Below are 26,222 nucleotides of genomic sequence, written 5' to 3'. Positions count from 1 at the left end.
GCAAATTTAGGTAAAATCATATTAATAGAGAATGAAACCAAACGAAATTGATTTACACAAAGAATTAAAAAAATATTTCGGGTTTAGCCAGTTCAAAGGACTTCAAGAACAGGTTGTTAACAGTATCATTTCAGGAAATAACACATTTGTAATAATGCCTACCGGTGGAGGGAAATCGTTGTGTTATCAATTGCCTGCATTGGTATTGAATGGTACAGCAATTGTTGTTTCTCCTCTTATAGCGTTGATGAAAAATCAAGTGGACGCTATAAGAAGTATTAGTTCTGAAAATGGAATTGCCCATGTTTTAAATTCTTCGTTAACCAAAACAGAAGTCAATCAAGTTAAAAGTGATATTAAAGCTGGTATAACCAAACTGCTTTATGTTGCACCTGAATCATTGACGAAAGAGGAGTATATACAGTTTTTACAGGAGGTGGAATTGTCATTCGTGGCTATCGATGAGGCACACTGTATTTCTGAGTGGGGACATGATTTTAGACCTGAATACAGAAATTTAAAAAACATTATCAAGCAATTGGGCGATATCCCAATTATAGGTTTAACGGCTACGGCAACGCCAAAAGTACAAGAGGATATCTTGAAAAACTTGGATATGCCAGATGCAAATACTTTTAAAGCATCGTTTAACCGTCCTAATTTATTTTACGAAGTACGCCCAAAAACCAAAAATATAGAAGGTGATATTATCCGTTTTATCAAACAAAATAAAGGGAAATCGGGCGTTATCTATTGTTTAAGCCGTAAAAAAGTGGAAGAAATTGCACAGTTACTTCAAGTAAACGGTATTAGTGCAGTTCCTTATCATGCTGGTTTAGATGCCAAAACGAGAGCCAAACACCAAGATATGTTTTTGATGGAAGATGTGGAAGTCGTAGTGGCTACAATTGCTTTTGGTATGGGTATTGATAAACCGGATGTACGATTTGTAATTCATCATGATATTCCAAAATCTCTTGAAAGTTATTATCAAGAAACAGGTCGTGCAGGTAGAGACGGAGGTGAAGGACATTGTTTGGCTTACTATTCGTATAAGGATATTGAGAAGCTAGAGAAGTTTATGACTGGTAAACCTGTTGCAGAACAGGAAATTGGTTATGCACTTTTACAAGAAGTGGTTGCTTATGCTGAAACTTCAATGTCGCGTCGTAAATACTTGTTGCATTACTTTGGGGAATCTTTTGATGAGATTAATGGAGAGGGAGCTGATATGGATGACAATATGCGTAATCCGAAGAATAAAGTAGAAGCGCAAGATGAAGTAAAGTTACTTTTAGAAGTAATTCGTGATACAAAAGAACAATTTAAAGCTAAAGAAATTGTCTTTGCTTTAATGGGTAAAATTAATGCAGTGATCAAAGCGCATAAGATTGATGCACAGCCTCTATTTGGAAAAGGAGCTACGCAAGATGAGCGCTTTTGGATGGCTTTAATTCGTCAAGTACTTGTAGCGGGACTTATCCGTAAGGATATTGAAACTTACGGTGTGATTAAATTACGTTCTCGAGGGTTGGCTTTTATTCAGTCCCCTGACTCATTTATGATGACTGAGGATCATGAGTATAGCGAAGCGGAAGATGATAATATTGTAGCGGCAGCAAAAGCAACGGGAACTACTGATGAAGTGTTGATGGGAATGCTTAAGGATTTACGTAAAAAAGTGGCTAAAAAACTTGGTGTACCTCCTTTTGTAGTGTTTCAAGATCCTTCTTTGGAAGATATGTCTTTAAAATATCCTATTACTATTGATGAAATGGGAAGTATTCATGGTGTAGGAGAAGGTAAGGCAAAAAAATACGGTAAAGAGTTTGTTGATTTAATAGCGCGATATGTTGAAGATAACGATATTATGCGACCAGATGATTTGGTTGTAAAATCAACCGGTGCAAATTCAGGATTGAAGTTGTATATTATTCAAAACGTTGACCGTAAATTAGCTTTAGATGACATTGCAAAAGCTAAAGGATTGGAAATGGATGATTTGTTGAAAGAAATGGAGCAAATTGTGTATTCCGGGACAAAACTAAATATTAGTTACTGGGTAGACGATGTGCTAGATGAAGATCAACAAGAAGAAATTCATGATTATTTTATGGATTCGGAATCTGATAGTATTAAAGATGCTCTTGAAGAGTTTGATGGCGAGTACGATACTGAAGAATTGCGCTTAATGCGAATTAAATTCATCAGTGAAGTAGCCAACTAAAGATTATTTATATTTGTGTTACTTTTTTGAAAGGCCCTAATAGTTTTATTAGGGCTTTATTTTTTGTAATTCCTAAAAGCATAAATCCAGATTAATCGTGATATTTTTAGATTGACAATTGATAAAGTCAACATTACAACTGCAATTATTGGAAAAATGCGTAAATCAAATGTTTTTTCAAAAAATGGTGCGACTAGGAAATAGGTGATTAGTGCCTCAGCACAACCTAATGCATAATTCACAAACATAGCTCCAAAGAAAAACCCGGGCTCTTTTTCGAATTTTGTCTGGCAATTTGGACATTGTTCGTGCATTTTCGGAAAACCTAGTCCAAAATTGATAATCCCATTTTGAAATACTTTACCTTTTCTACAATTAGGACATTCGTTTTTTAATATACCTTTAATTTCGTTTAGCATTGTTTTTAATTTTTAGCAAAGTTAGTGTAATTGTGGGTTTTAAAAGTTTTGTATCTTCGCTTAAAAGTGTACAAAAAAGACATTTTTATGAATAGGTATCCAATTTACAATATTAATAATTTCGAAAGGAATACGTTTTCGGAAGATTTGTACGTGAATTCATTTAGGATGCACTTTCAAAAGCATGGTTTTATAGAAAGTATGCATCGCCATAATTTTTATTTGTTAGTATTTTTTACAAATGGTAGTGGGATACATACTATTGATTTTGATACTTTTTCAGTCCAAAGAGGAAGTTTATTTGTAATGCAACCCGGTCAAATGCATACATGGTCGCTTTCGGACGATACTGATGGTTATATTGTTTTTTGTTCTAAGGAAGTTTTTAATTTGTATTTTCAAAGTAAGGCAATCGAAGATTATGCTTATTTTAAATCGTTTAAAAATGTTCCGGATGTTTTACTTTCTGATGCAGAAATTAAAAAAATCAACTTTTATTTTGAGTTGATGTTATTGGAATATCAAAATGAGATGTTGTACAAAAAAGATAAAATTTTAAACCTTTTAGATGTTGTTTTTATTGAGATTTCTCGATTGAGTACTATTCAAAAAGATAATGTAAAGTCAAATTATGGTAATAAATTGAAACAGTTTGAACTTGTTTTGGAGCAAAATTTTAAAACGGAAAAAGCGCCTTCCTTTTATGCGGATGCACTTTCCATTAGTTTGAAACATTTGAATAGGATTACAAAAGAAATTTTAAACGAAACCGTTACGGCTTTAATCACACAACGCGTACTTTTGGAAAGTAAGCGCTATATGGTTGAAGGTAACTTAACGACAAGTCAAATAGCTGATTTATTGGGTTTTTCGAGTGCCAGTTATTTTTTAAAATTATTTAAAAAGCACACGGGACAAACGCCTAAATCTTTTAAGAATGGATTAAAGGATTAATCCACATAAACTTCTCCTCGATGAGGTTTTAAAACATCACGAAATTTAATCATGTCTTTTTCTTCCACCACTAAATAAGCAATCGCATACATGTCATTCAGAATTTCAAAGCCTGTTATTTGTAAATTGTGTTGCTCCATTACTAAAAATTCTTTTAGATGGATTTCATGATGTTCGGCAGTTTTAGCAGCAGCTGGACCTCTAAAGTCCCAAATTAATTTTATTTTGCGCATTTTAAGACAAGTTTTGCGGTTTCGAAGCAGCAAAGTTACAAAGTCAACTTTCAAATTGCTATTTTTGCATTTTGATTTATTATCCAAATTTATAGTTTCCTTACTATGCCACGTGAATTTCAATTTCAAGTTTCTCCAGAAGTAGCTGCCAACGAAAGTTTGTTGCGTCAGCATGTAGCTAAATTATTCCACGTTTCACCAAGTGAAATACAGAAAGTTGTGGTGGTGAAACGTTCAATTGATGCACGTCAAAAGGCAATTAAGGTGAATATAAAAGCGAATGTTTTTTTAGTAGGTGAGCCATTTGTGCCCACTACAATTGAACTTCCCGATTATCCTAACGTAACGACCAAACAAGAAGTAATTGTTGTAGGAGCAGGGCCGGCGGGTTTGTTTGCAGCTTTACAGTTGATTGAGTTGGGGTTGAAACCAATTGTTATCGAAAGAGGAAAAGATGTTCGTGGTCGTCGTCGTGACTTGAAAGCGATAAATAGAGAAGGGATTGTAAATGAAGATTCCAACTATTGTTTTGGAGAAGGTGGAGCCGGAACTTATTCTGATGGTAAATTGTACACGCGTTCTAAGAAGCGTGGCGATGTAGATCGTATTCTCCAATTGTTAGTAGGTTTTGGTGCAACTTCAGAAATTATGGTGGAAGCACATCCTCATATCGGAACAAACAAGCTACCACAAATTATTCAAGATATTCGCGAAAAAATTATTGCTTGTGGCGGTGAAGTTTTATTTGAAAAAAGAGTCACCGATATTTTAATTAAAAATCAAGAAGTGGAAGGTGTGGTTTTGCATGATGGCAGTAGTATTCATGCAAACAAATTGATTTTGGCAACTGGGCACTCTGCTCGTGATATTTTTGAATTATTGGACCGAAAACAAGTTCATATCGAAGCCAAACCTTTTGCTTTAGGGGTTCGTGCTGAGCATCCTCAGAGTTTGATAGATAGTATTCAATATTCATGCGATTTTAGAGGGGAGTATTTGCCTCCCGCTCCTTATTCAATAGTGAAACAAGTTGGAGGTAGAGGAATGTATTCTTTCTGTATGTGTCCTGGAGGGGTTATTGCTCCTTGTGCTACAGCGCCGGGTGAAGTGGTTACTAATGGTTGGTCGCCTTCTAAAAGGGATCAAGCAACTGCTAATTCGGGGATAGTGGTAGAGCTGAAGTTGGAAGATTTTAAACCGTTTGCAAAATATGGAGCGTTAGCTGGAATGGAATTCCAAAAAGCCATTGAGCAGAAGGCATGGCATTTGGCTGGTGAAACTCAAAAAGTTCCTGCACAACGAATGGTAGACTTTGCACAAAAAAAAGTTTCTGCTGAAATTCCCAAAACTTCTTATGTTCCGGGTACTACATCGGTTGAATTGGGTGAAGTTTTTCCAAGCTTTTTAACCCAAACCATGCGTGAAGGCTTTGCTTTGTTCGGAAAATCGATGAAAGGTTATTTTACCAATGATGCTATTTTGCACGCGCCTGAAAGTAGAACTTCTTCTCCAGTGCGTATTCCGAGAGATCCAATTAGTTTGGAACACCTTCAGATTAAAGGATTATATCCTTGTGGAGAAGGAGCAGGTTATGCAGGCGGTATTATTTCTGCCGCTATTGATGGTGAAAAATGTGCGCTTAAGATTGCGGAATCTTTGTGAGTTGTAAATAGGCTTTTCCAAGGTTTTCTATAATGTCTGATGCGATAACAGCAGGTTCTCCCTTTTCGAGTGCTACCAAATCCCCTGCGCAACCGTGTAAGTATGTTCCTAGTAAGCAACTGATTTCTGAGCTATAACCTTGTGCTAATAATGCTATAAGAATTCCTGTAAGTACATCGCCACTTCCAGCGGTTGCCATTCCTGGATTTCCAGAACTGTTGAAAAAGAAATTTCTTTTAGGGGTAACAGTGGTAGTGTAGGCTCCCTTAATGATAATGTAAATACCGAGTTCTTCTGCTAAATTGGCGGTCAACTCTAGTTTTTCAAAATCGTTTTTCCAATGTCCAATCCAACGGCTTAGTTCTTTCGGATGTGGCGTAAGGATGCTAAATCTTGGTATTTTATCCCAATCTTCCTTGTGTTCGGCAAGTATGTTTAATGCGTCGGCATCAATTACTAAAGGTTCAGTTGTTCTGCTTATTAATCGGATTGTTTCTTTTTCAGTATCCTCGTTAATTCCTATTCCAGGTCCTATAGCAATATGGTAATCATCTAAATCGATACGTTTGTCAAGGTGTTTTTCGCCATTAGGAATAACCATTACTTCTGGGTTTGCTGATTGCATGGCGGTGTAGCCACAATATGGAATTTCTGCTGTTACTAAGCCTGCTCCAGTACGTAACGCTGCTTTTGAGCTCAGTATAGCCGCGCCTATTTTTCCTAAACTTCCCGCTACTATTTTAACGTGTCCAAAAGTTCCTTTATGGCTGAATTTGTTTCTTTTTGGAATACGGTTGTGAAAATATGCAGCTGTAACCCATTCATAATTTGATTCTTGTTGCGCAATTGCATTTTGATTGAGCCCAATAGAAAGTAAGTTTAGGGAACCACTAAATTCCTGGTTCTCGGGTAGTAATAATGCAATTTTGGGTAATTCAAAAGTGAGTGTGTGTGTGGCTCTAATTATTGGGGCGTGTAAATTAGTTGCGTTGTTGTCGGCATGTAACCCAGAAGGGATGTCTATAGAAATGATATCATTATCGGCATGATTAAGGGTGTTGATTAGAGTGGCGGTAAGACCTTTTACTTCTCGATTTAAGCCAATACCGAATAAGGCATCAATAATGACAATGTTTTTATTGCTTAAATCGGGAAAGTCATCATCACTATGGAGGGATTTAGTAGGTCCTCCTGTTTTTTGCCAACGCTCAAAATTTTCTTCAAATTCGTCGGAGTAAGCAGCATTTGAAACGATAAAAACCGATACAATATAATGTTTAAGTTTGAGTATTCGTGCAATAGCCAATCCGTCACCACCATTGTTACCAGACCCACAAAAAATATAGAAATTGTGATGGGTTTTGTAGTGCTTTATTATCCATTCAGCGCACGTATTTGCGGCGCGTTCCATCAATTCTATTGAGGTTATGTTTTCCTTTTCTAAGGTTATTTGGTCAACTCTTTTGAGTTGTTGAGCTGTTAGGATTTTCATACTGCCGGAATTATATTATAAAGTTACATTTATTTTGACGATTTTAGTTCCGATTAGACTCAGCTTTTCTATTAACTTGACACATTTGAAGCTTTGATTCTTATTAATTTTTGTATTTTTGACACAATTCAAAATACTATGAGAGAAGAGAAGGTTATTTTAGTAGATCAAAACGATGAGCCGATTGGTTTAATGGAAAAGATTGCTGCGCATGAACAGGCGTTGTTGCATAGGGCTTTTTCTGTTTTTGTTTTGAACGATAAAAATGAAATTATGCTTCAGCAGCGTGCAGCTCATAAATACCATTCCCCTTTATTGTGGACCAATACTTGTTGTAGTCATCAACGTCCGGGTGAGACTAACATTCAGGCGGGCAAACGCAGGTTGCAAGAAGAAATGGGTTTTGAAGTAGATCTAAAAGAGCTTTTTCATTTTATATACAAGGCACCTTTTGATAATGGTTTGACAGAGCATGAATTGGATCATGTAATGATAGGGTATTATAATGAAGCACCAAATATTAACAAAGAAGAAGTAGAGAATTGGAAATGGATGGAAGTTGAAGCGGTAAAAGAAGATATGGCAAATCGCCCAGAAGTTTATACCGTATGGTTTAAAATCATTTTTGATGAGTTTTACCATTATTTAGAAAACCACAAAAAAGCTTAGTTTATGCAGGTTACAGTTTCACGAAAGGCTCATTTTAACGCTGCACATCGCTTGTATCGTAAAGATTGGTCAATGGAGAAGAACGATACTGTTTTTGGGAAATGCAACAATCCTAATTTTCATGGTCATAATTACGAGTTAATTGTTTCAGTAAAAGGAGCAATTGATCCAGAAACAGGCTTTGTGATTGATATTAAAATACTTGCTGATTTGATTAAAGAACACATTGAAGATGCATTTGATCATAAAAATTTGAATTTAGATGTTCCTGCTTTTAAGGATTTAAATCCAACAGCAGAAAATATTGCAGTTGTAATTTGGCAATTGTTGCGTCCGCATATTGACGTAACTAAACAATTGGAGATTACGCTGTACGAGACCCCACGAAATTTTGTTACCTACAATGGAAATTAATTTATGAATTTATATCCGTTACAATTTTATCCGATTTTAAAAGAGCGTATTTGGGGCGGGACCAAATTGAATTCGGTATTGCAGAAACCGGTGGTTTCAAGTACCACTGGCGAAAGTTGGGAACTTTCAGCCGTACCTAATGATGTGAGTGTTGTGAGTAATGGTGCTTTTAAAGGAAAAAGCCTAACTACTATAATTTCCGATTTTCCAGAAGAAGTATTGGGTAAGGCGGTTTTTGAAAAGTATGGTTTCGATTTTCCATTATTGTTCAAGTTTATTGATGCACGTGAAGATTTGTCGATACAGTTGCATCCGAATGATGTTTTAGCAAAAAAACATCATAATTCTCTCGGTAAAACCGAAATGTGGTATGTGATGCAAGCAGATGAAGGAGCTCGTTTGATTGTTGGGTTTAAAGAAGATTCTAATCAAGAAGAGTATTTGCAGCATTTAGAGGATAAAAATTTAATTGTACTCTTACAAGAGTATGCTGTTTCCAAAGGTGATGTGTTTTTTTTAGAAACAGGAACGATTCACGCAATTGGAGCAGGGGTTTTAATAGCAGAAATCCAACAAACCAGTGATATTACCTATCGTGTTTACGATTGGGATCGGGTAGATGCTCAGGGTAATTACAGAGAATTGCATACCGATTTAGCATTAGAAGCTTTAAATTATACGTCACATACCACTAAAATTGATTATTCTACAACTGTAAATGTTCCCAATAAATTGGTGCATTGCCCTTATTTTAAGACAAATAGAATTGTTTTGGATGGTACAGTTGATTGGAAAAGTCATGAAGGTTCTTTTACAGTATTCATGTGTACGGAAGGTGAGTTTAGGTTTAAAATGAATGAAGAGCTTTATACGTACTCAAAAGGAGATACCGTGCTCATACCAGCTCAAATTGAAGGTTTTGAAATAAGCGGAAAAGCTTCCGTGTTAGAAATTTATCTTTAATTTAAAATAGGTATAAATATATTGTGTAATTTTGCAACAAATTTAAAATACATACAAAATGGCTAGCGTTAAAAATTTGAAAAAAGAAATCAACTACGTTTTAGGAGATTTAGTGAACATCGTGTACGTTTGGGAAATGACTCATGGTGGTCAACCAACAGAAACTACTGATGCAATTGTAGATGATATCTATGATAATTATGATGCTTTGGTTACAAGAATCAACAATAAAAAAGTTGAGAGCAAAAAAGCACATTTTAAACAAATCCGTAACGATTACGAAGTTATTGCAAATCAAATAGTTGAAAAAATCAACGCTTTGAACTAAAAAAAATGATAAAAAAATGCGGATTTTTTTTTGCAAATATGAAATACAGAATTATATTTGCACCGCATTAGAGTTGCCGGTGTAGCTCAGCTGGCTAGAGCAGCTGATTTGTAATCAGCAGGTCGTGGGTTCGAGTCCCTCCATCGGCTCTAATAAAAAAAAGGAAAGTTTAACTTTCCTTTTTTATTGAAGTTCATAAAAGTTTATTTATACAGTAAATTAAGTCTTTTTGTTATTTTTTAGAACATTGTTTCTTTTTTTTTGGAAATACAAAAAACAGGCTTATATTTGCATCGCATTAGAGTTGCCGGTGTAGCTCAGCTGGCTAGAGCAGCTGATTTGTAATCAGCAGGTCGTGGGTTCGAGTCCCTCCATCGGCTCTAATTAAAAAGGAAAGCGAAAGCTTTCCTTTTTTTATTTCTACTATTTTTTCATTACATCTCATTAAAAAAATCTTTTGCTCTTTATCGTTGAAAAGTGAAATTTAGATTTATAAAATCAATTTCTTTTGAATTGATTGACTACTTTCAGAATCTGTTATTTTTAAAATATAGATGCCTTTAGATTGCAAGGAAGTATTAATGCTATTATTTTCTTTTGTGATTGTACCATTGCTTATTTTTTGTCCTGTAATGGAATATAATTCATAAGTGTTTGCTTGATTTAAATTGTGTACTACTATGTTTTTGTTTAAAATGGATATTGTTATATCTTTTACTGTATCAGTATCGTTTAAACTAAGTGCAGTTGTTTGTCCTGCAAGAATTCCTATATTAGGTGTAGCCTGATAGGCATAGTCTTTAATTGTCCACTGTGAATGTGTTGATACATTTAGTCTTGCCCATCCATAATGTATTTGCCCATTAATAATAAATCGTACACCTAAGTATTTGTCACCTTTATCTTTCCAATCATAATTACAAATTGTTTCTTGGCAGCAACAATCTCCTGCAGTAATAAAACCTATGTTTTCAAAAGTTTGAAATGAAGAAGTAAGAGTTTGGGATATTAAGTCACCATTATTAAGAGGAATTGGATTCGCAAACCAAGGTGTAACAGCAATAAAAGTATTATTAGGACCTTGATTTGTATAGATATGAAACCAGTCTATAATTTCATTATATGAAATTAGAGTGAAATCGGTAGTTGAATCATTGTTTAAATCGAGATTATAAGAGTCTCCTAAATTTTGACTTACATAATCAGGTATAATATCTGTATAGATGATTTGCGCGTGTGCTTTTAAAAAAAGATTTAAAAAAAGTAAGATGATTATGGGACAATTGTACTTAAATGAAGTAAAATTTTTCATGTCATTCTATATTACAAAAGTTACTTAAATTTAAGCGTATTATTTTTCTTAACAACTTGATTATCAGTTAATTTTTTTTATAAATATTAGTTAATATTTATAAAATAAGTTTTTGTGTTCGGCTTTTCGTAGCACTTATATAACCTTTCATCTATTTACCTTTCATTTTTATGTTTTAAAGAGAAAATGATCTACAAAGTGGGGTTTTAAAATTATTTTAGAACTTATTATAGTTTGAAAGTGAAATAACAGATTGATTTGAAATTCAATTTTTTTCTTAATAAAAAAGAGCGGCAGATGCCGCTCTTTTTTAATTTTCTTTTTTACGATTTTCAATGTGTTCGTCAAGCATTTTGCCGTATTTCGATTTTTTGATCTTTGGTGACATTTTTTTCGAGATAGTGTCAAGGAATGCAATGTTGATATCAGCAATTTCTGTAAGTGCTAAAAATGGAGCAATTTCATGATCGGCATGTGTAACGGCAAAATTGGCTACATAACGGTACTTACGGGTTAAGAGCCTGTTGTAGGCTTCGTTTATACTGTCTTGTGTTTTTGGATTAAAGTTCATTTCGTTATACAAACGCTTTTCCATTATTTCTAAATTTTCATTAGTAAATCTAGAGTTCATTTGTTTGAATTCTTCCCATAATTCTTGGTTTTTAGAACCTGTAACTTTTGCTGCAGCATAAAACTCTTTTAGTTTTGTAGTAATGTTCATTTCGCCTGGTTCAGCAAAAAAAGCCATATTGTTGTCTATAGAATTCGTTTGTCCACGATCTAAAAACAAGTATAAAACTTCTGGTTCGTCAATATTAACATAGGTGTCAAATTTAGAATTACCTTTAAACTCAATGCTATCTAATATAACAAGAGCAGTATCTTGAATTTTTTGTATATAAAGTTTTCCTTGTCCAAGGCCTTTAATGTCGCCTGACAAATGTAGGTTTCCTGTTTTGTTATCTTTTTCACAAGAAATGAAGGTTAAAACACTCGCAGCTAAAAGCAAAAATTTCTTCATAAAGTTTTTAAATATTAATTTATTGGGGTGAAACGGTTTCCATTAAATATGTACAAAGGATAGCTCCATATGTGCCTGCAATATAACCAAATATTGCTAATAAAACACCTACGCTCGTTAGTGAAGGGTGAAATGCCGATGCGACTACTGGCGCAGATGCCGCACCTCCAACATTAGCCTGACTACCAACCGCGATAAAGAAATATGGTGCTTTAATTATTTTGGCAATACCAAAGATTATGACAAAGTGGAAAAACATCCAAATTAAGCCAACCAATATCAATCCTGGGTTGTCAAGTACTGCTGTTAAATCCATTTTCATACCAATAGAGGCAACTAAAATGTATATAAAAACACTACCGATTTTACTAGCTCCAGCACCTTCGTACGATTTTAAAGGCGTAAACGATAATGCAATGCCTAATATTGTGGCCAGCGTAATCATCCAAAAGAAAGTTCCTCCAAAAGTAGAGGCAAAACTTTTAGGGTCACGAACCGCTTCGAAGTTGTTGTTGAAGAAATCGGCGAATACTTGAGATCCCCAATGTGAAAGTCCAACTGTTGTAAAGGCTATAGCGGCAATAATCATGTAATCTGTTAGATTTGGGTTGCGTTTTACACTTTCTTGATAAGTAGAAACTTTTTCTTGTAATTCATCAATAGAAGAATTGTCGGCATTCAACCATTTGTTAATAGTTTCTTTTTTGCCAATTCCGTATAATAGTGCGGCCATTCCAATATTAGCGACTACAATATCCACAAGAACCATAGCGCCGTATTTTTCTTGATTGTATTTGAAAATTTCAAGCATAGCGGCTTGATTTGCTCCACCACCAATCCAGCTTCCAGCTAAAGTTGACAATCCTCTCCATACTGCATCAAATCCTGCTCCTCCAACAGTTTCTGGAGAAAATAGTGATACAATTAAAATAGCTAAAGGGCCACCTAAAATAATGCCAAAGGTTCCTGCTAGGAAAATGATTAAAGCTTTAGGACCTAAATTTAATAAGGCTTTAAGATCAATACTTAAAGTCATTAAAACTAATGCTGCGGGTAATAGATACCTACTAGCTACAAAATAGATTTTGGAACTTTTTTCCAAAACCTCTCCTTTGTCATTTACTTCTGTCCATTCGGGAGAAATGATGTGAAATGAGCTGAAAATAGCCGGAAGAAGGTAACATAATAGTAGGGCCGGTACTACGGTATAGAATTTTTTCCAAAAACCATTTTCTTTAGAAGATGTAAAGAAAACGATTCCAATTAAGAACATTAATAAACCAAAAACAATGGTGTCGTCAGTAAAAAATGGAGGATTGTGCATGATGAATAGTTTGGTCACAAAATAAAGAAAAAATCCTCAAAATACTTTGTACTTTGAGGATTTTGTATTGATATTTAATTTGTTTTAGCCTTTTAGCCAAGCTTCTTTTAATACCTTTTTGCTATCATCAGTTGCTTGATAACCATTAACCGTTTCTTTTGGCATCATTACTTTACCGTTGATATCCATAACTTCGTTGTTACGTTTGATTTTAACCGAAATTGCATCACCATCTTTCCATTCCATACTTGACATAATCAAATCGTAAATGTTATCTAAGTTATAGTTTGTGCCATTTACAGCTAAGATTTTATCGTCATTTTTAAGACCTAAAGTGGTCATGAAAATGTTTAAATCAACAGCTGGTAAAATTCTAATTTCTTTTGTTGAGGGATCAATGGTTATGTAAGGCATTTGTCCTTTTAAGAATGGATTTCCTGGTACTTCTAAAGTAGCTTTGATAACACCCATTTTAGCGAAATACTCTTGGTATGGTATTGGAGTTTCTCCTGCTACGTATTTGTTTAAGAATTCTCCAACTTCAGGATAAGTAAGTGCTGTAATTTTACCAAATAATTCCTCATCTTTGAAAGCTTTTTTAGTACCATATTCATTTGCTAATTCTTGCATTAAATACAAGATTCCTTTTTGTCCGTTGCTATTTTCGCGAATAATAATATCCATACACATAGCAATCAATGCGCCTTTTTGGTAAACATTAAGGTACTGATCTTTATATGGCGCTTCCAATACGTTTTTACTCATTTTGGTAAAGCTCATACGGTCATTCATTTGATTGGCTTGTTCAATTTTTTCAGTCATTCTTTGGTAGAATTCATTTTCATCGATTAAGCCTTGATTCACTTGAAATAAATTGGCAAAATATTCTGTTACCCCCTCATACATCCATAAATGTTCTGACATTTGAGGATTGTTAAAGTCAAAATATTGAATTTCGTTTGAGTGAACCGTAAGTGGTGTTACAATATGGAAAAACTCATGTGACACTACATCTTTTAATTGCTCTTGTAGCATTTCTAATCCCATCATTTCTGGCATAACTACCGTAGTAGATGTTGGGTGTTCTAATGCTCCAAATCCTTTAGCATCGTTTCCTTTAGCATTCGACAAATACAATAAGATAGCATATTTTTTAGTAGAATTGATTGGTCCTAAAAAACGTTTTTGCGCTTTCATCATGGTCTCCATGTTTGGTGTAATGTCTTTAGCCGTATATTTTCCTGTTGGAGAATACACACTAATGATGATTTCCATATCATCTACCATAAAAGAAGTAAAATCTGGTTTACTATACATTATTGGCATTTCAACCAAACTTGCGTAACGTGGCATGATAAACACATCAGAAGTGTTGCTGTTGTCGGCATCGGTCATGGCAGAAACTCCTAATAAGTTTTCTGGGTGAGTAACAGTTAATTTGTATGGAATTTCTTCTTTTCCTTTAAAGTAACCCACAAAACCATGTGTGTTTAACATAAAGTTTTCTCCAGCTTTAATATTTGTTCCTGCAGGAGAGAATACATCATTACTATGTCCAGAAAAAGCACCTCCTGTTTCAGTATCGAAAGTATCGTTTACCCAATAGGTTATTTTTGTTGCTTTTTTAGCATCAGAAATGGTATAAGAGTTTTCATTGATTTTGCTAACATTTAGTTTGTTGCCTTTTGCGTCAAAAACTTCTAATTTTTCAATAAAACGGCCATAGTTGTCTTCTGAATAAGTTCCAGGTACTGTTTTTGGTATGTTAAAAGTAACCGTTTCAGTTGTAAAAGTAGGAGGTGTAATGGTTACCATTACTTTGTCGTCTTTTACGTTTATAAGGTCAATTTTTACATCAACTTCATTTTGTTTTGTTAAAGTTGTAGAGGTTGTAGTTTTACAACTCCATAACATGCTAACGATAGCAAGTGAAAGAATTATTTTTTTCATTTTATAGTTTCATTATTGTTTATAAGTAGAAGATACTAGTGAAATGTTACAGTAGGATTATAATGTTTTGAGAAAGACTGTGATGCTATTTACTAGTTCTTGCATTATAGGTAATTCAGGATTGCTATATGTTGCGTAGTTTTCTGTAGTATCATCGTTTACTTTTTTTAAGATATGATTCATATCGGTTATAATTTGAAGTTCTGCTTTTGGTTGTGCTTGTTTTAAAAGTTCAGCATCTTTTGTGCCAACTTGAATGTCTCTTGTACCATTCAAAATCAAAGTTGGAATTGTAAGTTTTGCTATTTCTTCTTGCGGATTATAGTGTATCCAAGAAGTTAAAAATGGCTGGACCTCTTTATTGAAAATGGATTCTAACATAGGGTTTTTATTTTCAAATGTTTTGCCTTCTGATAGAATTTTAAAATTATCTTCTACTTCTTTTTTTAGAAAAGGAGCTTGTTTCGCAATTTGATCCGTAATGGTTTTATCAATAGAATGAGCAGGCCCCGCTATTGAAATGAATGCATCCCCTTTTTTCTGAATGGCAATCATCCCGATTAAAGAACCTTGACTATGTCCTGCAATGATAATTTTACGGTATTTTTTTTCTTTTTGAAAATGATTAAGTACTGTTTCAGCATCTGTAATAAAATCGTTAAAACTTATAGAAGTTGCCTCTTTGATTTTACCTTGTTTCAATAAAGCTACGGTTCGCTTATCGTAAGTGTAAACAGCAGTGTTGTTTTTGGCAAGTTCTTCAGCAAGAAATTTTAGAGAGTTATTGGCCATACCCACTTGATTTCCGTTTCGATCTGTAGGGCCAGAACCAGCTAGTAAAATAACTAAGTTTGGTTTTTTGTTTGTTTCCGGAGTATAAAGATTGCCTGTAATAGTTTCGTTTATCGTAATTTCTTTTTTCTCATATTGTGCAAACATCGTTAATGAGAATAGTAGAATGAAATAATATAATTTTTTCATCTTAATTAGGTTGGGTTAGAGATTTAAAAGTTATAAAGTTAATGTTTCTTCGTTTGAAATAAAAAAGCTCCGTTTAAGGAGCTTTAGTTTAATCGAATTTATTTTTAAAATAATATTTACTGTCTAAATCATCGTCTTCTATTGGGTTGTATTTAACTGGCTTCGGTTTTGGTTTACTTCCCGCTGCCTTTTTTTTCCAAAGTTCAAAATTATCTTTTGATAATTTTTTCTTCATTAATTCGGTAAGATCGTTTTCAGAAATACCAAATTCTTCTTTTATTACTTCAAAAGGTTTTTTTTCCTCTTGAGCCATACTGACAATGCGTTCTATTGATTCATTGTCAAAATCCGTAATTTTTCTTTTTTTCATTACATGAAAATTAATTCACAATAGTATTAAAAGTTTATAGTTCAATATTAATAAAAAAAACAATTAAATTTTAAGGTCTTACCTTTTTTTGTCAAAATTTATTTTAAGCTGTATTTTGAATATTTCCATTGCAAAATAATTATTGAATGCTTCTAAAAGTTATATTTATTCTAGGTTTTTTCATTTTGCTTGATTTTGGGATTTGATGCTTGTAATGCAGTTGACTACCTTCTTTCATCAGAATAAGACTTCCATGTTTCAAATCAATGCTTTTTTTTATATCCGTTTTTGTGTTGTGTTTCAATTGAAAAACCCTGGTTTCTCCCAAACTTAGTGAGGCTACAATCGGATCTAGTCCCAATTCTTTTTCATTATCGGCATGCCAACCGTTGCTGTCGTTCTCATTCCGGTAGAAGTTTAAAAGAGCGGCATTGAACTGTAATTGTGTTTTGTTTTCAATTTCGTTTTTTAAAAACATTAAAGGGGTGTTCCATTTGTTAGCATTTAAAGTTAATTTGGAATAAGTATAAGTCAAACCTTGATCTCCAAATAGCGCTGTTAAACGGGGTTGTGGAATTTTTTTACCAAATAGTATAATGTCATCTTGCTGCCATGGTGTTTCTTGCATTATTTTTTCAAATAGTATATCAGCAGTTTCATTGTCAATGAAATTAGGGTAGTATTCAAATACCGCGTCTGGTAATGGCAGTATAATTTTCTCGTTTGGAAATAAATTTAGCATGCTATAAAAATAAAAAAAGCGATGTAAAATACATCGCCTTTAACCAAAACTTAATACTAAAATTATTTACGTTGCTCCAGTAAATTCTTGTAAATTAGACCTCCTACGATTGCTCCTAAAATAGGGGCTACCCAGAAAAGCCACACTTGTGATAGTGGTGTTCCTCCTACAAACAAGGCTTGTGATAGTGAACGTGCAGGGTTAACAGAGGTATTGGTAATAGGTATGCTTATTAAATGAATCAATGTCAAAGCCAATCCAATTGCAACTCCAGCAAATTTTCCATTTGCAAATTTGTCTGTTGCGCCTAGAATAACAATTAAGAAAAACATGGTAAGTACAAATTCTGCAACAAATGCCGAAGCCATAGAGTATCCCTGAGGCGAGAATGCATCAAATCCATTTGAGGCAAAAGCGCCTGCTTGAGTTGCATCAATTATAAAGCCTTCTTTTCCCATAAGGATGAAGTAAAGTGTGCCAGCGGCAAATATAGCTCCTGCGCATTGAGCTATGATATATGAAACCAATTCATTGGAAGAAAATCGTCCGCCCATCCACAAGCCTACTGAAACTGCTGGATTAAAATGACCTCCCGAAATATGTCCTACAGCATACGCCATAGTTAATACGGTTAATCCGAATGCTAAGGCTACTCCTGCAAAGCCAATTCCTAATTCTGGTATTCCAGCTGCAAAGAGTGCGCTTCCACATCCGCCAAATACTAACCAATATGTTCCAAAAAATTCTGCTAATAGTTTTCTCATAATTATAAGGGATTAGTTAATGCTCATGTAGTTAATTGAAGTTGTATTCGTTTTGTAAAATAGTACCAATTTAACTTTTACATTAGGAGATAGTTTTAATGAAGTTCTTACGGTATTACAAAACGCTAAGTTTGAAACTTTAATTTTCTTGAAATATGATAGAGGTAAAAGTGTTGTTTTTTTTAAAAGACAAATTTCTGCATGCAGATAAAAAAAGTTAGTAGTGTAAATTTGTCTCTCTGTAAACATTTTTTATAAAGTTTGTTTACGAATTTACTTAAAAAAATATTAATTATACAATAAAAATGTTTATTTTTTATTGATTTTTACATTAAGTAATGCAATAGCTGCGATTATGAGGGTTATTCCAACCCATTGTGAAAAAATTACAGATTCGTTCAAAATACTAAAAGCCATAATTACGGATACAGGAAGTTCAAGCGCTGAAATAATACTACCTAAACCTAAGCCAGTAATTGGAAATCCGGCATTCATAAGTAGGGGAGGTATTATTGTTCCAAAAAGCGCTAATACAATACCCCATTTTTCAAAAATATGAAGGTTGAAAGGTGTGTTTTGAGATAAAAGGGCAAAAACACCAACAATAATAGCTCCCCCTAAAAGCATGTATAGACTTCTGTTTGTTGTTGAAACGCCTAGTGCTATTCGATTTGCAGTAAACATAGTAGTGGTAAAAGACGCTGCTGCCAATAAGCCAAAGGTTAAACCTTTCCAGTCTATTTCAACTTTATTGTTTAATAAGTTTGTTGCTAATAATGTTCCAATTATCACTATAATTACTGCGCTTATTTTTTGTGCCGATGGTTTCTTTTTTTCCAAAATCCATTCCAGAAAAACACCCATCCAAACGGTTTGCATTAATAACACGATGGCAATAGACACGTTGATGTATTTTACACATAAGTAATAAAATACACTTGTAAAGCCAATTGATGACCCGGCAATTATTAATTGTGTGATATTTTTTTTTGAGGGTTTTGCTGTTTCTTTTCGAGAATTGCGTTTGAAAAACAATTGAAGCAATAGCAATCCGATTATGCCATATACAAATTGTGCTGTAGTAACTTCTGCAGTTGTGTAACCTTCTTTATACGCAAGTTTTACAAAAGTGGCAAGCATACCATAACTGATAGCACCAAAGGCAACTAAGCTTATTCCTTTTAATTTGTTATTATTCATAATAAGACACTCTAGCAACAAAATTAGGGAAATAGCCGAGATAAATGCGAATTGAAATTTTTGAGATGTATTTTAATAAAAAAGCAGCATCATTGGGATGCTGCTTTTTTTAAGAATGTTTATCACTATTAAAGATTAATAGGGAATACTTGATTATTTGAATGTGTGTAACTCGCTTGGTTGTCACAAGTGTTGTCACCATAATCTAATACTCCGTCTAAAAAAGTACCTTGTAAATCTAATTTTCCTTGCGAAATGTAATTGCAGGCATATTTTTTAACCAAAGTTTCCAATACTGTCATGGTTAATGTTGTTCCATTTGGACGGTTGATAGTATGTGTACCCGATATAATTTCATAAATGTTATCACCAAGAGTTAGTGTTCCTGCTCCAGCTGTTTGTTGTGTAGTCCAGGTTCCTGAAAAAGTAAAAACACCGCCAGTCAAAGTTGTCATTTTGCCATTCGTAATGGTTCGTGACCATTGCGGAATACTAGAATTGGTAGTTTCATTTTGGTAAACAATTGTTCCTTCAAGTTTGCGACCGTTTATGTAATAATCGTTACCTCTCACTATAGTCATTGTACTTCCGTAATTGATGACATAATCCGAAAATGTTATGGTTAAAGTTCCAGATCGTGTAATACCATTGTAGGTACATGCTGTTCCAAAATCGATAGTAAATGTTTTTGGAAACTCACCTGGATTGGCATTATCAACTGTGATAGTTGCGCAGTTTGAATTGAACGTTTCAAAGTTTGAATTATTTCTTGCAGTATACACAGAGTTGTCATTTGCGATTTCCAAGCCACTATTAAAATCAACTTCGTTGGCATAATCAATTTGAGAATTCGCAATCAATAAATCTTGGTCTAATGTTGGGTTTTCATCGTTGTCGTCTTTACTACACGAGAGGAATAGTACTGATACTAGCAGTAAGCATTGTAGAAAATGTGATTTTAAAATTTTCATGGTTGTAAAATTTAGGGATTATTACTTTTGAAAAATACAAAAAATATTCAATTAAAAGTGTTTTTATAAAAAAAGCCTGCAAGTAAAATACTGCAGGCCTTAAAGTATGAATGAAAAAAATTATTTCAATGATTCAAAATTGCGTTTCACAAATGAAGTTAATTCTTCACCTTTTAACAATCCTTGAGAAAGTTTAGCCAAATCTAAAGCTTGTTTTACCAAGCTGTCTTTGGTTTCTTGGTTTTCTGTAGCCAAAATTGAAGTAGCAAGTTCAGAGTTTGTGTTGACAACCAAGTTGTACATTTCTGGGAAATTACCCATTCCAAACATTCCGCCTCCACCAGACTGACTCATTTCTTTCATTCTACGCATGAATTCTGGCTGCGTAATCATGAAAGGAGCAGCATTACTATCCATTGCTTCTAGTTGTACCGCATATTTTTCTTTTGGAACAATTGCTTCTAAAGTCGTTTTTAATTGTTCTTTTTCTTCTTCTGATAATTTAGAAATTTGCGTTTCTTCTTTTGCGATTAACTTATCGATATGATCAGCGTCAACGCGAGCAAAGGTTAGATTTTCATTGTCCGCTTCTAATTTTTGAATTAAATGCGAAACAATTGGAGAGTCTAATACTAATACTTGGTATCCTTTCTCTTTAGCAATGTCAATATAACTATGTTGAGCGTCTTGGTTTGAAGCATAAAGCACAACTAATTTTCCGTCTTTGTCGGTTTGATTTGCGGCTAAGGCTTCTTTTAATTCTGCTAAAGTATAGAATTTACCATCTGTTGTTGGGTACAATACAAAGTCACCTGCTTTTTCGTAGAATTTAGCTTCCGAAAGCATACCGTATTCCAATACAATTTTAATGTCATTCCATTTGCTCTCAAAATCCTCACGATTTTCATTGAATAACGATTTTAATTTATCAGAAACTTTTCGTGTTATGTAATTCGAAATTTTCTTCACATTACCATCCGCTTGTAAGTATGAACGTGATACATTTAATGGAATATCAGGCGAATCGATAACTCCTTTTAGCATGGTTAAGAATTCAGGTACAATTCCTTCAACATTATCCGTTACAAAAACTTGGTTTTGGTACAGTTGAATTTTATCTTTTTGAATTTGTAAATCCGCAGCCAACTTAGGGAAATATAAAATACCCGTTAAATTGAAAGGATAATCTACATTAAGGTGAATGTTAAACAAAGGCTCTTCAAATTGTGTTGGATACAATTCACGGTAGAAATTGGTATAATCTTCAGTCGTTAAATCTGATGGTTGTTTGGTCCAGGCTGGATTTGGGTTATTGATGATATTGTCTACATCGATGTATTCTGTTTTGTAATCATCAGCTGCATTTTCTGGTTTTGGAAGTGCCTCTTTTTTTGTTCCAAACTGAATAGGGATAGGCATGAACTTGTTGTATTTGTTCAATAAGCCACTGATTTTACTTTCTTCTAAAAATTCTAAAGAATCGTCTGCAATGTGTAAGATAATTTCAGTTCCTCTTTCTGTTTTGCTGTGAGATTCCAATGAAAATTCTGGACTTCCATCACAAATCCAATGCGCTGCTGGTTCATCTTTAAACGATTTGGTAATAATTTCAACTTTACTAGCCACCATAAAAGCCGAATAGAAACCTAAACCAAAATGTCCGATTACTCCTGAATCTTTGGCAGTGTCTTTGTATTTTTCTAAAAATTCTTCTGCACCCGAAAAGGCAATCTGGTTGATGTATTTTTCAACCTCTCCCATAGTCATACCTAAACCTTGATCAATGATGTGAAGTTTTTTGCCTTCTTTGTCAATTTTGATTTCAATTTTAGGATTGCCATATTCTACTGCTGCTTCTCCAATGCTAGTTAAGTGCTTTAATTTTAAAGTAGCATCGGTTGCATTTGAAATTAACTCACGAAGAAAGATTTCGTGGTCGCTGTATAAAAACTTTTTGATTAAAGGAAAGATGTTTTCTACTGAAACGTTAATTTTTCCTGATGCCATATTTTTGATATTTAGTTAAACATTTTGTAACTTGATGGTCAAATTGAATACCAAAACATTTTTTCTGACAAAATGACGTGTTAAATGTTTGTAATATTTATCGTTTGGTTCAAATAAATACAGCTTTTGATTATTACCTTTGTAAGAGAAATATTTAAAAAATGACTAATATGAGAAAAATTATTGTACTCCTTGTGTTTTCAGTTTTTGTCTTTGGATGTAAGTCTACAAGTTCACCAGTTACTACAAAACTGGATAATAAAACTGAAGTAGCCTTAAAAGGGAATTGGAACGTTACAGGGGTAACGTACCCAGGTTCTGAATATATTAAAGTGACTTCTTTTGATTTGGTAGATTCCAAATGTTTTGTTGGGAGTAGTTGGAAATTTGTATCCAACAACAATAAAGGACATTTTGACTTAACAGGAAGCGGTTGTACAGACTATTCGTCTGATATTACTTGGTACATTAATAAAGATGGGCAGTTTGTAATGAAAATTTTAAATGCAGCTAAAGCTAAAAATGTAAACCAAGGTTATGTGTTAAAAGTAGCTAATATTTCGGAGAGTAGCTTTCAATTGATAGATCATATCAATGTAGGAGGTAAGCCAACAGATGTAGTGTATCAATTTCAACGAATTAATTAATCCCAAATAAAATTATGAAAAAATCAGTATCATATATTGTAATCTTATCATTAGGCTTATCATTTCTTTCAACTAGTTGTGAAGCTATTAAAAATACAAACAAGACGCAACGTGGAGCAGCAATTGGAACTGCTGCAGGAGCTGTAATTGGTGGTGTTTTAGGGAATAACCTAGGAAAAGGTGGAAACGGTGCATTAGGAGCTGTAATCGGTGGAGCTGTAGGTGGTGTAACAGGAGGTGTAATTGGTAATAAAATGGATAAACAAGCGCGTGAAATCGAGCAAGCTGTGCCTGGTGCAGAAGTAGAACGCGTAGGAGAAGGTATTCGTTTGGTTTTAGGAGAAAGTTCAGTGAATTTTGATTTTAATCAGGCTACTTTAACGGCTAAAGCAAAACAAAATTTAGATAAGTTGGTTCCTGTTTTTAAGGAATATGCAGATACGGACATCAAGATTTTTGGTTACACAGACAGTAAAGGTTCTGATGAGTATAATTTGGGTCTTTCTGAAAAACGTGCCGCTTCAGTTAAAAATTATTTAACAAGCAAAGGGTTAGTTGTGTCGCGCTTTGAAGTTGTAGGTATGGGGGAAGCAGATCCTATAGCCGATAATGAAACGGAAGCTGGTAGAAGTAAAAATCGAAGAGTAGAGTTTGCTATTGTAGCAAATGAAAAAATGATTCAAGATGCTGAAAAAGAAGCTGGAAAGTAATTAGTTTTTAGTATATTAAAAAAGGGCATCCAAATGGATGCCCTTTTTTAATTGGTATCAAACTGATAGGCAATTCCACCAGATAAATTGTACATGATTCCGGTTATTGAATTTGGTGTTTTACCATCATAAGCTGGTAAGCCATCAAATTTATAATGTTGCGAAACATTAAAAATAACAGATGCATCAACAAATAAGAATAAATTATAGGCTAACTTAAAACGAGGCGTAAGTCCCATAATTACATTGACAGCATTGTCAGTTCCTGTATTAATATTAGATTTTAAAACCGAATAACCTCCACCTGCATGAGCTATTAAGTTTAAAGTGTTATACATGTTAGTTTCACGGATTAATGTTGAAATGTTAACAGTTCCTTGCAATGAAAATCGGGTTATATTTACTCCTGTTTCTTTTGAGAAATTGGGAAGTATGTCCCTAAATGTATCGGATCCGAAATCGGTTTTAAGACCGAAAGTTTCGTCAAAATCATAAGTTACTCCAGCTCCAAAATGGGAAAAATTTGAAATACTAGGTGATGTTACGCCGTTCAAGCCATAATTGACTTCAAATCCGAATCGTTGTGCAAAAGTAGTGTTGTTTGTTAATAATGTACATATCATTAATGTACATGAAAAAAATAGTTTTTTCATTTTTGTTAAAATTAGTAATTGTTAGGTTTTTAAAATTTGGAGTATTAAAAATGATATTTCTTTTGTTTAATATTTTAAATGGTTGAATACTAGTTTGGGGTATTTTTTTTGTTTGTGTTTTATCTGAAAGTTATTTGTAATGTTCATTCGAATTTGTAAACTTGTATACTTGTAAAACAAAAAAAACATGCTTTTAGTACAATCAATTTCATTTTCATATCAAAAAAAAATAGTTTTAGAGGGTATAGACTTCAAATTAGAGAGAGGTAAAACAATGGCCTTAATAGGAGAAAGTGGTTGTGGTAAAAGTACATTACTAAAACTTATTTATGGGTTGTTTGATTTGAATTCGGGGTCAATTTATTGGAATGATGTGCAAGTTTTGGGGCCAGAACATCATTTAATTCCGGGTGTTGATGAAATGAAGTATCTAGCTCAAGATTTTGATTTAATGCCTTATATAACAGTTGCTGAAAATGTTGGTAAGTATTTGTCTAATTTTTATCCTGAAATCAAGCAAAGTAGAATCAATGAATTACTTGAAGTTGTAGAGATGGATGATTATGCAGATGTAAAAGTAATGCATTTAAGTGGAGGGCAAATGCAACGCGTAGCTTTAGCTAAAGTGTTGGCAAAGGAACCTGAGTTGTTACTTCTTGATGAGCCGTTTAGTCATATTGATAATTTTAGGAGAAATAGCTTAAGGAGACGTCTTTTTGGTTATTTCGAACAAAAGGGTATAACTTGTATAATAGCAACACATGATGCACAAGATGTTCTTTCATTTTGTGATCAAGTATTGGTTTTGAAAGATGGTAAAATGTTGGAATTTGAAGACGCTAAAACCTTGTATAATGAGCCAAAATCATTTTATACAGCATCTTTGTTTGGTGATGTAAATATGATTAAAGTGAATGGAGAACCTTATTTTGTATATCCTCATCAATTGAAAGTTTCAGATACTCCAGATTTTGAGGTAAAAGTAATTGATGCCTTTTTTAGAGGGAGTTATTATTTAATTGATGCAGGAATGAATGGTCGTACACTTTATTTTGAACATGATAGCGCTTTGGAAAAAGGTGTTACAGTAGGTGTTGAAATACAAAAAAAGCTTGTCAACTAGTACAAGCTTTTTCAAGTAAAAAATCCTTAGGTTAGGATTAATTAGTGCATTTTTATATTCTTATTTTAATTCCCATCCTATTCCGGTTGTAAATACGTAATCGGTATCAAATCCTGATACTGCTGGCTGGTTGTCATAATTCAATTGTAACCCTGTTTTTATATAAATATCAAAAGGTAAATCGTATTTCAAGTAACTGTTAAAGTCTGTTCTAAAACGTCCTTTTTCTGATAAACTTGGGTATGCATTGATGGAAGTGTTAAAGTTGATATTTTTAAAATTAAACATATTAAATTGAACAGTGATAAGTCCCTCTGTGGATTTTTTGTTAAGATTAGAGTCTAAATATTTCTCCAAGTTGTACACAAAACCTACGCCAGTCAGTAAATATAGTTTAGTGTTTTTAAACAAATATTTACCAGTACCCACACCTGGAGTAAAACGTGATTCAAGACCTTGACTTGAATTGGATAAAAAGTTTATTGAAGCTCCAATAAACCATCGGTTGTGAAGAAAGTTTTTAGAATCAAATTGCCAATCAATACGGTCAATATTGTCTGCGTTTTCTTGATAGGTATGTAATAAATTGTATTGTAATTTATGATTCCAATGATCGCTTAAATAGGTAACTCCACCGGCAAACGTTAATTGTCGAGTATCATTTGACCGAGATAAATTAAAACCTAAGTCAAAATTAGCTTTGAACCTTTTGAAGAAACGATTGTGAATTTTTTGCATGCTCACAATTTCGGTAAGTTCGACTAATTGGTCTTTATTGTCTACTCCGTGCATGATTAATTGCCCGTATTTGTTGGTTTTTAATGCGCCATATAATCGGGTACCATTAATTAGTTCAATTGTGTAGTTGTTTTCGAGTTGTAGGCTTACAACTTTATCAAATTCAATTTTAAAATCAGCGTCACTATAACTTGTTTTAACCGTAATAATATTATTCTTAAGTTCTTTAAATTCCCCTACAATAACATCCTTGTTTTTAAAAACTAAAGTGTCTTTTTGGGCATAGGTTAAGCTTGTGATACAGATTATGATTAAAGTGAATATTTGCTTCATATATTATGTATTTAA

Annotated in this window: 26 protein-coding genes and 2 tRNA genes; 12 read left to right on the top strand and 16 right to left on the bottom strand. The window is 33.6% G+C overall.

All coding sequences use genetic code 11. The features are described from left to right. Positions 1-31 precede the first annotated feature (31 nt). A complete protein-coding gene (gene recQ / locus ACFS5J_RS03000) occupies positions 32-2,227 on the top strand; it encodes a DNA helicase RecQ (protein ID WP_379810499.1) in 2,196 nt (731 codons plus the stop codon). Between the two features lie 56 nt (positions 2,228-2,283). Here the strand turns inward: recQ and ACFS5J_RS02995 are convergent, their stop codons facing one another. Further along, positions 2,284-2,646: a DUF983 domain-containing protein gene (locus tag ACFS5J_RS02995; protein ID WP_379810498.1), complete on the bottom strand. Its 363-nt coding sequence runs from the start codon at positions 2,644-2,646 to the stop codon at positions 2,284-2,286. Between the two features lie 87 nt (positions 2,647-2,733). Here ACFS5J_RS02995 and ACFS5J_RS02990 point away from each other — a divergent pair, with 87 nt between their 5' ends. Then, entirely contained in the window at positions 2,734-3,600 is an 867-nt protein-coding gene (locus tag ACFS5J_RS02990; RefSeq protein ID WP_379810497.1) for an AraC family transcriptional regulator, read from the top strand. On the opposite strand, the gene ACFS5J_RS02985 is transcribed toward ACFS5J_RS02990, so the two are convergent. After that, complete coding sequence (locus ACFS5J_RS02985) at positions 3,597-3,833, bottom strand: hypothetical protein (protein ID WP_379810496.1); 237 nt, start codon at positions 3,831-3,833, stop codon at positions 3,597-3,599. The genes ACFS5J_RS02990 and ACFS5J_RS02985 overlap by 4 nt on opposite strands. Before the next feature lie 105 nt (positions 3,834-3,938). Between ACFS5J_RS02985 and ACFS5J_RS02980 the strand changes: the two genes are divergently transcribed. Further along, the gene (locus ACFS5J_RS02980) at positions 3,939-5,495 is read left to right on the top strand and encodes an NAD(P)/FAD-dependent oxidoreductase (RefSeq protein ID WP_379810495.1); all 1,557 of its coding nucleotides are present in this window, start codon (positions 3,939-3,941) and stop codon (positions 5,493-5,495) included. On the opposite strand, the gene ACFS5J_RS02975 is transcribed toward ACFS5J_RS02980, so the two are convergent. After that, entirely contained in the window at positions 5,473-6,987 is a 1,515-nt protein-coding gene (locus ACFS5J_RS02975) for an NAD(P)H-hydrate dehydratase (RefSeq protein WP_379810494.1), read from the bottom strand. The genes ACFS5J_RS02980 and ACFS5J_RS02975 overlap by 23 nt on opposite strands. Positions 6,988-7,125: 138 nt before the next feature. Between ACFS5J_RS02975 and idi the strand changes: the two genes are divergently transcribed. The 6 genes from idi to ACFS5J_RS02945 all read left to right on the top strand — a co-directional run bounded on the left by idi (position 7,126) and on the right by ACFS5J_RS02945 (position 9,741). Next, entirely contained in the window at positions 7,126-7,656 is a 531-nt protein-coding gene (idi, locus tag ACFS5J_RS02970; RefSeq protein WP_379810493.1) for an isopentenyl-diphosphate Delta-isomerase, read from the top strand. Positions 7,657-7,659: 3 nt separating this feature from the next. Then, positions 7,660-8,070 (top strand): 6-pyruvoyl trahydropterin synthase family protein, encoded by a 411-nt coding sequence (locus ACFS5J_RS02965; RefSeq protein WP_379810492.1) that lies wholly within the window; start codon positions 7,660-7,662, stop codon positions 8,068-8,070. A 3-nt stretch (positions 8,071-8,073) separates the two neighbouring features. Next, complete coding sequence (locus ACFS5J_RS02960) at positions 8,074-9,033, top strand: type I phosphomannose isomerase catalytic subunit (protein WP_379810491.1); 960 nt, start codon at positions 8,074-8,076, stop codon at positions 9,031-9,033. A gap of 58 nt (positions 9,034-9,091) precedes the next feature. Then, positions 9,092-9,361: a hypothetical protein gene (locus tag ACFS5J_RS02955; protein WP_379810490.1), complete on the top strand. Its 270-nt coding sequence runs from the start codon at positions 9,092-9,094 to the stop codon at positions 9,359-9,361. A 75-nt stretch (positions 9,362-9,436) separates the two neighbouring features. Further along, a tRNA-Thr gene (locus tag ACFS5J_RS02950) sits at positions 9,437-9,510 on the top strand. Between the two features lie 157 nt (positions 9,511-9,667). Then, positions 9,668-9,741, top strand: a tRNA-Thr gene (locus tag ACFS5J_RS02945). 110 nt (positions 9,742-9,851) lie between these two features. Here the strand turns inward: ACFS5J_RS02945 and ACFS5J_RS02940 are convergent. The 11 genes from ACFS5J_RS02940 to htpG form a co-directional block, all read right to left on the bottom strand. After that, positions 9,852-10,673: a T9SS type A sorting domain-containing protein gene (locus ACFS5J_RS02940; RefSeq protein ID WP_379810489.1), complete on the bottom strand. Its 822-nt coding sequence runs from the start codon at positions 10,671-10,673 to the stop codon at positions 9,852-9,854. A 310-nt stretch (positions 10,674-10,983) separates the two neighbouring features. After that, entirely contained in the window at positions 10,984-11,694 is a 711-nt protein-coding gene (locus tag ACFS5J_RS02935; RefSeq protein WP_379810488.1) for a DUF4369 domain-containing protein, read from the bottom strand. Positions 11,695-11,713: 19 nt separating this feature from the next. Beyond that, entirely contained in the window at positions 11,714-13,018 is a 1,305-nt protein-coding gene (locus ACFS5J_RS02930; protein ID WP_379810487.1) for a DUF819 family protein, read from the bottom strand. Between the two features lie 84 nt (positions 13,019-13,102). Then, positions 13,103-14,968: a M61 family metallopeptidase gene (locus ACFS5J_RS02925; protein ID WP_379810486.1), complete on the bottom strand. Its 1,866-nt coding sequence runs from the start codon at positions 14,966-14,968 to the stop codon at positions 13,103-13,105. Between the two features lie 57 nt (positions 14,969-15,025). Next, entirely contained in the window at positions 15,026-15,949 is a 924-nt protein-coding gene (locus tag ACFS5J_RS02920; protein WP_379810485.1) for an alpha/beta hydrolase, read from the bottom strand. An 88-nt stretch (positions 15,950-16,037) separates the two neighbouring features. Next, positions 16,038-16,319, bottom strand: coding sequence for a TIGR03643 family protein (locus ACFS5J_RS02915; protein ID WP_379810484.1), 282 nt, complete (start codon positions 16,317-16,319; stop codon positions 16,038-16,040). Positions 16,320-16,458: 139 nt separating this feature from the next. Next, on the bottom strand, positions 16,459-17,061 hold the full coding sequence (locus ACFS5J_RS02910; RefSeq protein ID WP_379810483.1) for an alpha-ketoglutarate-dependent dioxygenase AlkB family protein: 603 nt from the start codon (positions 17,059-17,061) through the stop codon (positions 16,459-16,461). A gap of 62 nt (positions 17,062-17,123) precedes the next feature. Beyond that, positions 17,124-17,825 (bottom strand): aquaporin Z, encoded by a 702-nt coding sequence (aqpZ, locus tag ACFS5J_RS02905; protein ID WP_379810482.1) that lies wholly within the window; start codon positions 17,823-17,825, stop codon positions 17,124-17,126. Between the two features lie 309 nt (positions 17,826-18,134). Next, positions 18,135-19,028, bottom strand: a complete 894-nt coding sequence (locus ACFS5J_RS02900; RefSeq protein ID WP_379810709.1) for an EamA family transporter — start codon at positions 19,026-19,028, stop codon at positions 18,135-18,137. A gap of 125 nt (positions 19,029-19,153) precedes the next feature. After that, a complete protein-coding gene (locus tag ACFS5J_RS02895; protein WP_379810481.1) occupies positions 19,154-19,996 on the bottom strand; it encodes a hypothetical protein in 843 nt (280 codons plus the stop codon). A gap of 120 nt (positions 19,997-20,116) precedes the next feature. After that, positions 20,117-22,003 carry a molecular chaperone HtpG gene (gene htpG, locus ACFS5J_RS02890; RefSeq protein WP_379810480.1) on the bottom strand — a complete coding sequence of 629 codons (1,887 nt, stop codon included), beginning with the start codon at positions 22,001-22,003 and terminating at the stop codon, positions 20,117-20,119. Positions 22,004-22,173: 170 nt separating this feature from the next. Between htpG and ACFS5J_RS02885 the strand changes: the two genes are divergently transcribed. After that, complete coding sequence (locus ACFS5J_RS02885) at positions 22,174-22,650, top strand: lipocalin family protein (protein ID WP_379810479.1); 477 nt, start codon at positions 22,174-22,176, stop codon at positions 22,648-22,650. A gap of 14 nt (positions 22,651-22,664) precedes the next feature. Beyond that, a complete protein-coding gene (locus ACFS5J_RS02880) occupies positions 22,665-23,360 on the top strand; it encodes an OmpA family protein (RefSeq protein WP_379810478.1) in 696 nt (231 codons plus the stop codon). A gap of 47 nt (positions 23,361-23,407) precedes the next feature. On the opposite strand, the gene ACFS5J_RS02875 is transcribed toward ACFS5J_RS02880, so the two are convergent. Then, entirely contained in the window at positions 23,408-24,013 is a 606-nt protein-coding gene (locus ACFS5J_RS02875; RefSeq protein ID WP_379810477.1) for a hypothetical protein, read from the bottom strand. Positions 24,014-24,200: 187 nt separating this feature from the next. Between ACFS5J_RS02875 and ACFS5J_RS02870 the strand changes: the two genes are divergently transcribed. Next, positions 24,201-25,136, top strand: a complete 936-nt coding sequence (locus ACFS5J_RS02870) for an ABC transporter ATP-binding protein (protein ID WP_379810476.1) — start codon at positions 24,201-24,203, stop codon at positions 25,134-25,136. A 60-nt stretch (positions 25,137-25,196) separates the two neighbouring features. On the opposite strand, the gene ACFS5J_RS02865 is transcribed toward ACFS5J_RS02870, so the two are convergent. Beyond that, the gene (locus ACFS5J_RS02865) at positions 25,197-26,207 is read right to left on the bottom strand and encodes a DUF481 domain-containing protein (protein ID WP_379810474.1); all 1,011 of its coding nucleotides are present in this window, start codon (positions 26,205-26,207) and stop codon (positions 25,197-25,199) included. Between the last annotated feature and the right edge of the window lie 15 nt (positions 26,208-26,222).

The sequence above is a fragment of the Flavobacterium chuncheonense genome, from assembly GCF_042686145.1.
GTDB classification, from domain to species: Bacteria; Bacteroidota; Bacteroidia; order Flavobacteriales; family Flavobacteriaceae; genus Flavobacterium; species Flavobacterium chuncheonense.
Note: the sequence above shows the minus strand (reverse complement) of the source record. Positions and strands in the feature narration are given on the sequence as shown.

What these genes read in the sequence shown, in the direction of transcription:
- ACFS5J_RS02910 (WP_379810483.1), bottom strand. Translation starts at nt 17,061, where the DNA reads ATGCTAAATTTATTTCCAAACGAGAAAATTATACTGCCATTACCAGAC.
- ACFS5J_RS02935 (WP_379810488.1), bottom strand. Translation starts at nt 11,694, where the DNA reads ATGAAGAAATTTTTGCTTTTAGCTGCGAGTGTTTTAACCTTCATTTCT.
- ACFS5J_RS02870 (WP_379810476.1), top strand. Translation starts at nt 24,201, where the DNA reads ATGCTTTTAGTACAATCAATTTCATTTTCATATCAAAAAAAAATAGTT.
- ACFS5J_RS02960 (WP_379810491.1), top strand. Translation starts at nt 8,074, where the DNA reads ATGAATTTATATCCGTTACAATTTTATCCGATTTTAAAAGAGCGTATT.
- ACFS5J_RS02865 (WP_379810474.1), bottom strand. Translation starts at nt 26,207, where the DNA reads ATGAAGCAAATATTCACTTTAATCATAATCTGTATCACAAGCTTAACC.
- ACFS5J_RS02920 (WP_379810485.1), bottom strand. Translation starts at nt 15,949, where the DNA reads ATGAAAAAATTATATTATTTCATTCTACTATTCTCATTAACGATGTTT.
- ACFS5J_RS02925 (WP_379810486.1), bottom strand. Translation starts at nt 14,968, where the DNA reads ATGAAAAAAATAATTCTTTCACTTGCTATCGTTAGCATGTTATGGAGT.
- ACFS5J_RS02965 (WP_379810492.1), top strand. Translation starts at nt 7,660, where the DNA reads ATGCAGGTTACAGTTTCACGAAAGGCTCATTTTAACGCTGCACATCGC.
- ACFS5J_RS02980 (WP_379810495.1), top strand. Translation starts at nt 3,939, where the DNA reads ATGCCACGTGAATTTCAATTTCAAGTTTCTCCAGAAGTAGCTGCCAAC.
- ACFS5J_RS02915 (WP_379810484.1), bottom strand. Translation starts at nt 16,319, where the DNA reads ATGAAAAAAAGAAAAATTACGGATTTTGACAATGAATCAATAGAACGC.
- ACFS5J_RS02895 (WP_379810481.1), bottom strand. Translation starts at nt 19,996, where the DNA reads ATGAAAATTTTAAAATCACATTTTCTACAATGCTTACTGCTAGTATCA.
- idi (WP_379810493.1), top strand. Translation starts at nt 7,126, where the DNA reads ATGAGAGAAGAGAAGGTTATTTTAGTAGATCAAAACGATGAGCCGATT.
- ACFS5J_RS02975 (WP_379810494.1), bottom strand. Translation starts at nt 6,987, where the DNA reads ATGAAAATCCTAACAGCTCAACAACTCAAAAGAGTTGACCAAATAACC.
- htpG (WP_379810480.1), bottom strand. Translation starts at nt 22,003, where the DNA reads ATGGCATCAGGAAAAATTAACGTTTCAGTAGAAAACATCTTTCCTTTA.
- ACFS5J_RS02880 (WP_379810478.1), top strand. Translation starts at nt 22,665, where the DNA reads ATGAAAAAATCAGTATCATATATTGTAATCTTATCATTAGGCTTATCA.
- aqpZ (WP_379810482.1), bottom strand. Translation starts at nt 17,825, where the DNA reads ATGAGAAAACTATTAGCAGAATTTTTTGGAACATATTGGTTAGTATTT.
- ACFS5J_RS02995 (WP_379810498.1), bottom strand. Translation starts at nt 2,646, where the DNA reads ATGCTAAACGAAATTAAAGGTATATTAAAAAACGAATGTCCTAATTGT.
- ACFS5J_RS02940 (WP_379810489.1), bottom strand. Translation starts at nt 10,673, where the DNA reads ATGAAAAATTTTACTTCATTTAAGTACAATTGTCCCATAATCATCTTA.
- ACFS5J_RS02885 (WP_379810479.1), top strand. Translation starts at nt 22,174, where the DNA reads ATGAGAAAAATTATTGTACTCCTTGTGTTTTCAGTTTTTGTCTTTGGA.
- recQ (WP_379810499.1), top strand. Translation starts at nt 32, where the DNA reads ATGAAACCAAACGAAATTGATTTACACAAAGAATTAAAAAAATATTTC.
- ACFS5J_RS02875 (WP_379810477.1), bottom strand. Translation starts at nt 24,013, where the DNA reads ATGAAAAAACTATTTTTTTCATGTACATTAATGATATGTACATTATTA.
- ACFS5J_RS02990 (WP_379810497.1), top strand. Translation starts at nt 2,734, where the DNA reads ATGAATAGGTATCCAATTTACAATATTAATAATTTCGAAAGGAATACG.
- ACFS5J_RS02985 (WP_379810496.1), bottom strand. Translation starts at nt 3,833, where the DNA reads ATGCGCAAAATAAAATTAATTTGGGACTTTAGAGGTCCAGCTGCTGCT.
- ACFS5J_RS02930 (WP_379810487.1), bottom strand. Translation starts at nt 13,018, where the DNA reads ATGCACAATCCTCCATTTTTTACTGACGACACCATTGTTTTTGGTTTA.
- ACFS5J_RS02955 (WP_379810490.1), top strand. Translation starts at nt 9,092, where the DNA reads ATGGCTAGCGTTAAAAATTTGAAAAAAGAAATCAACTACGTTTTAGGA.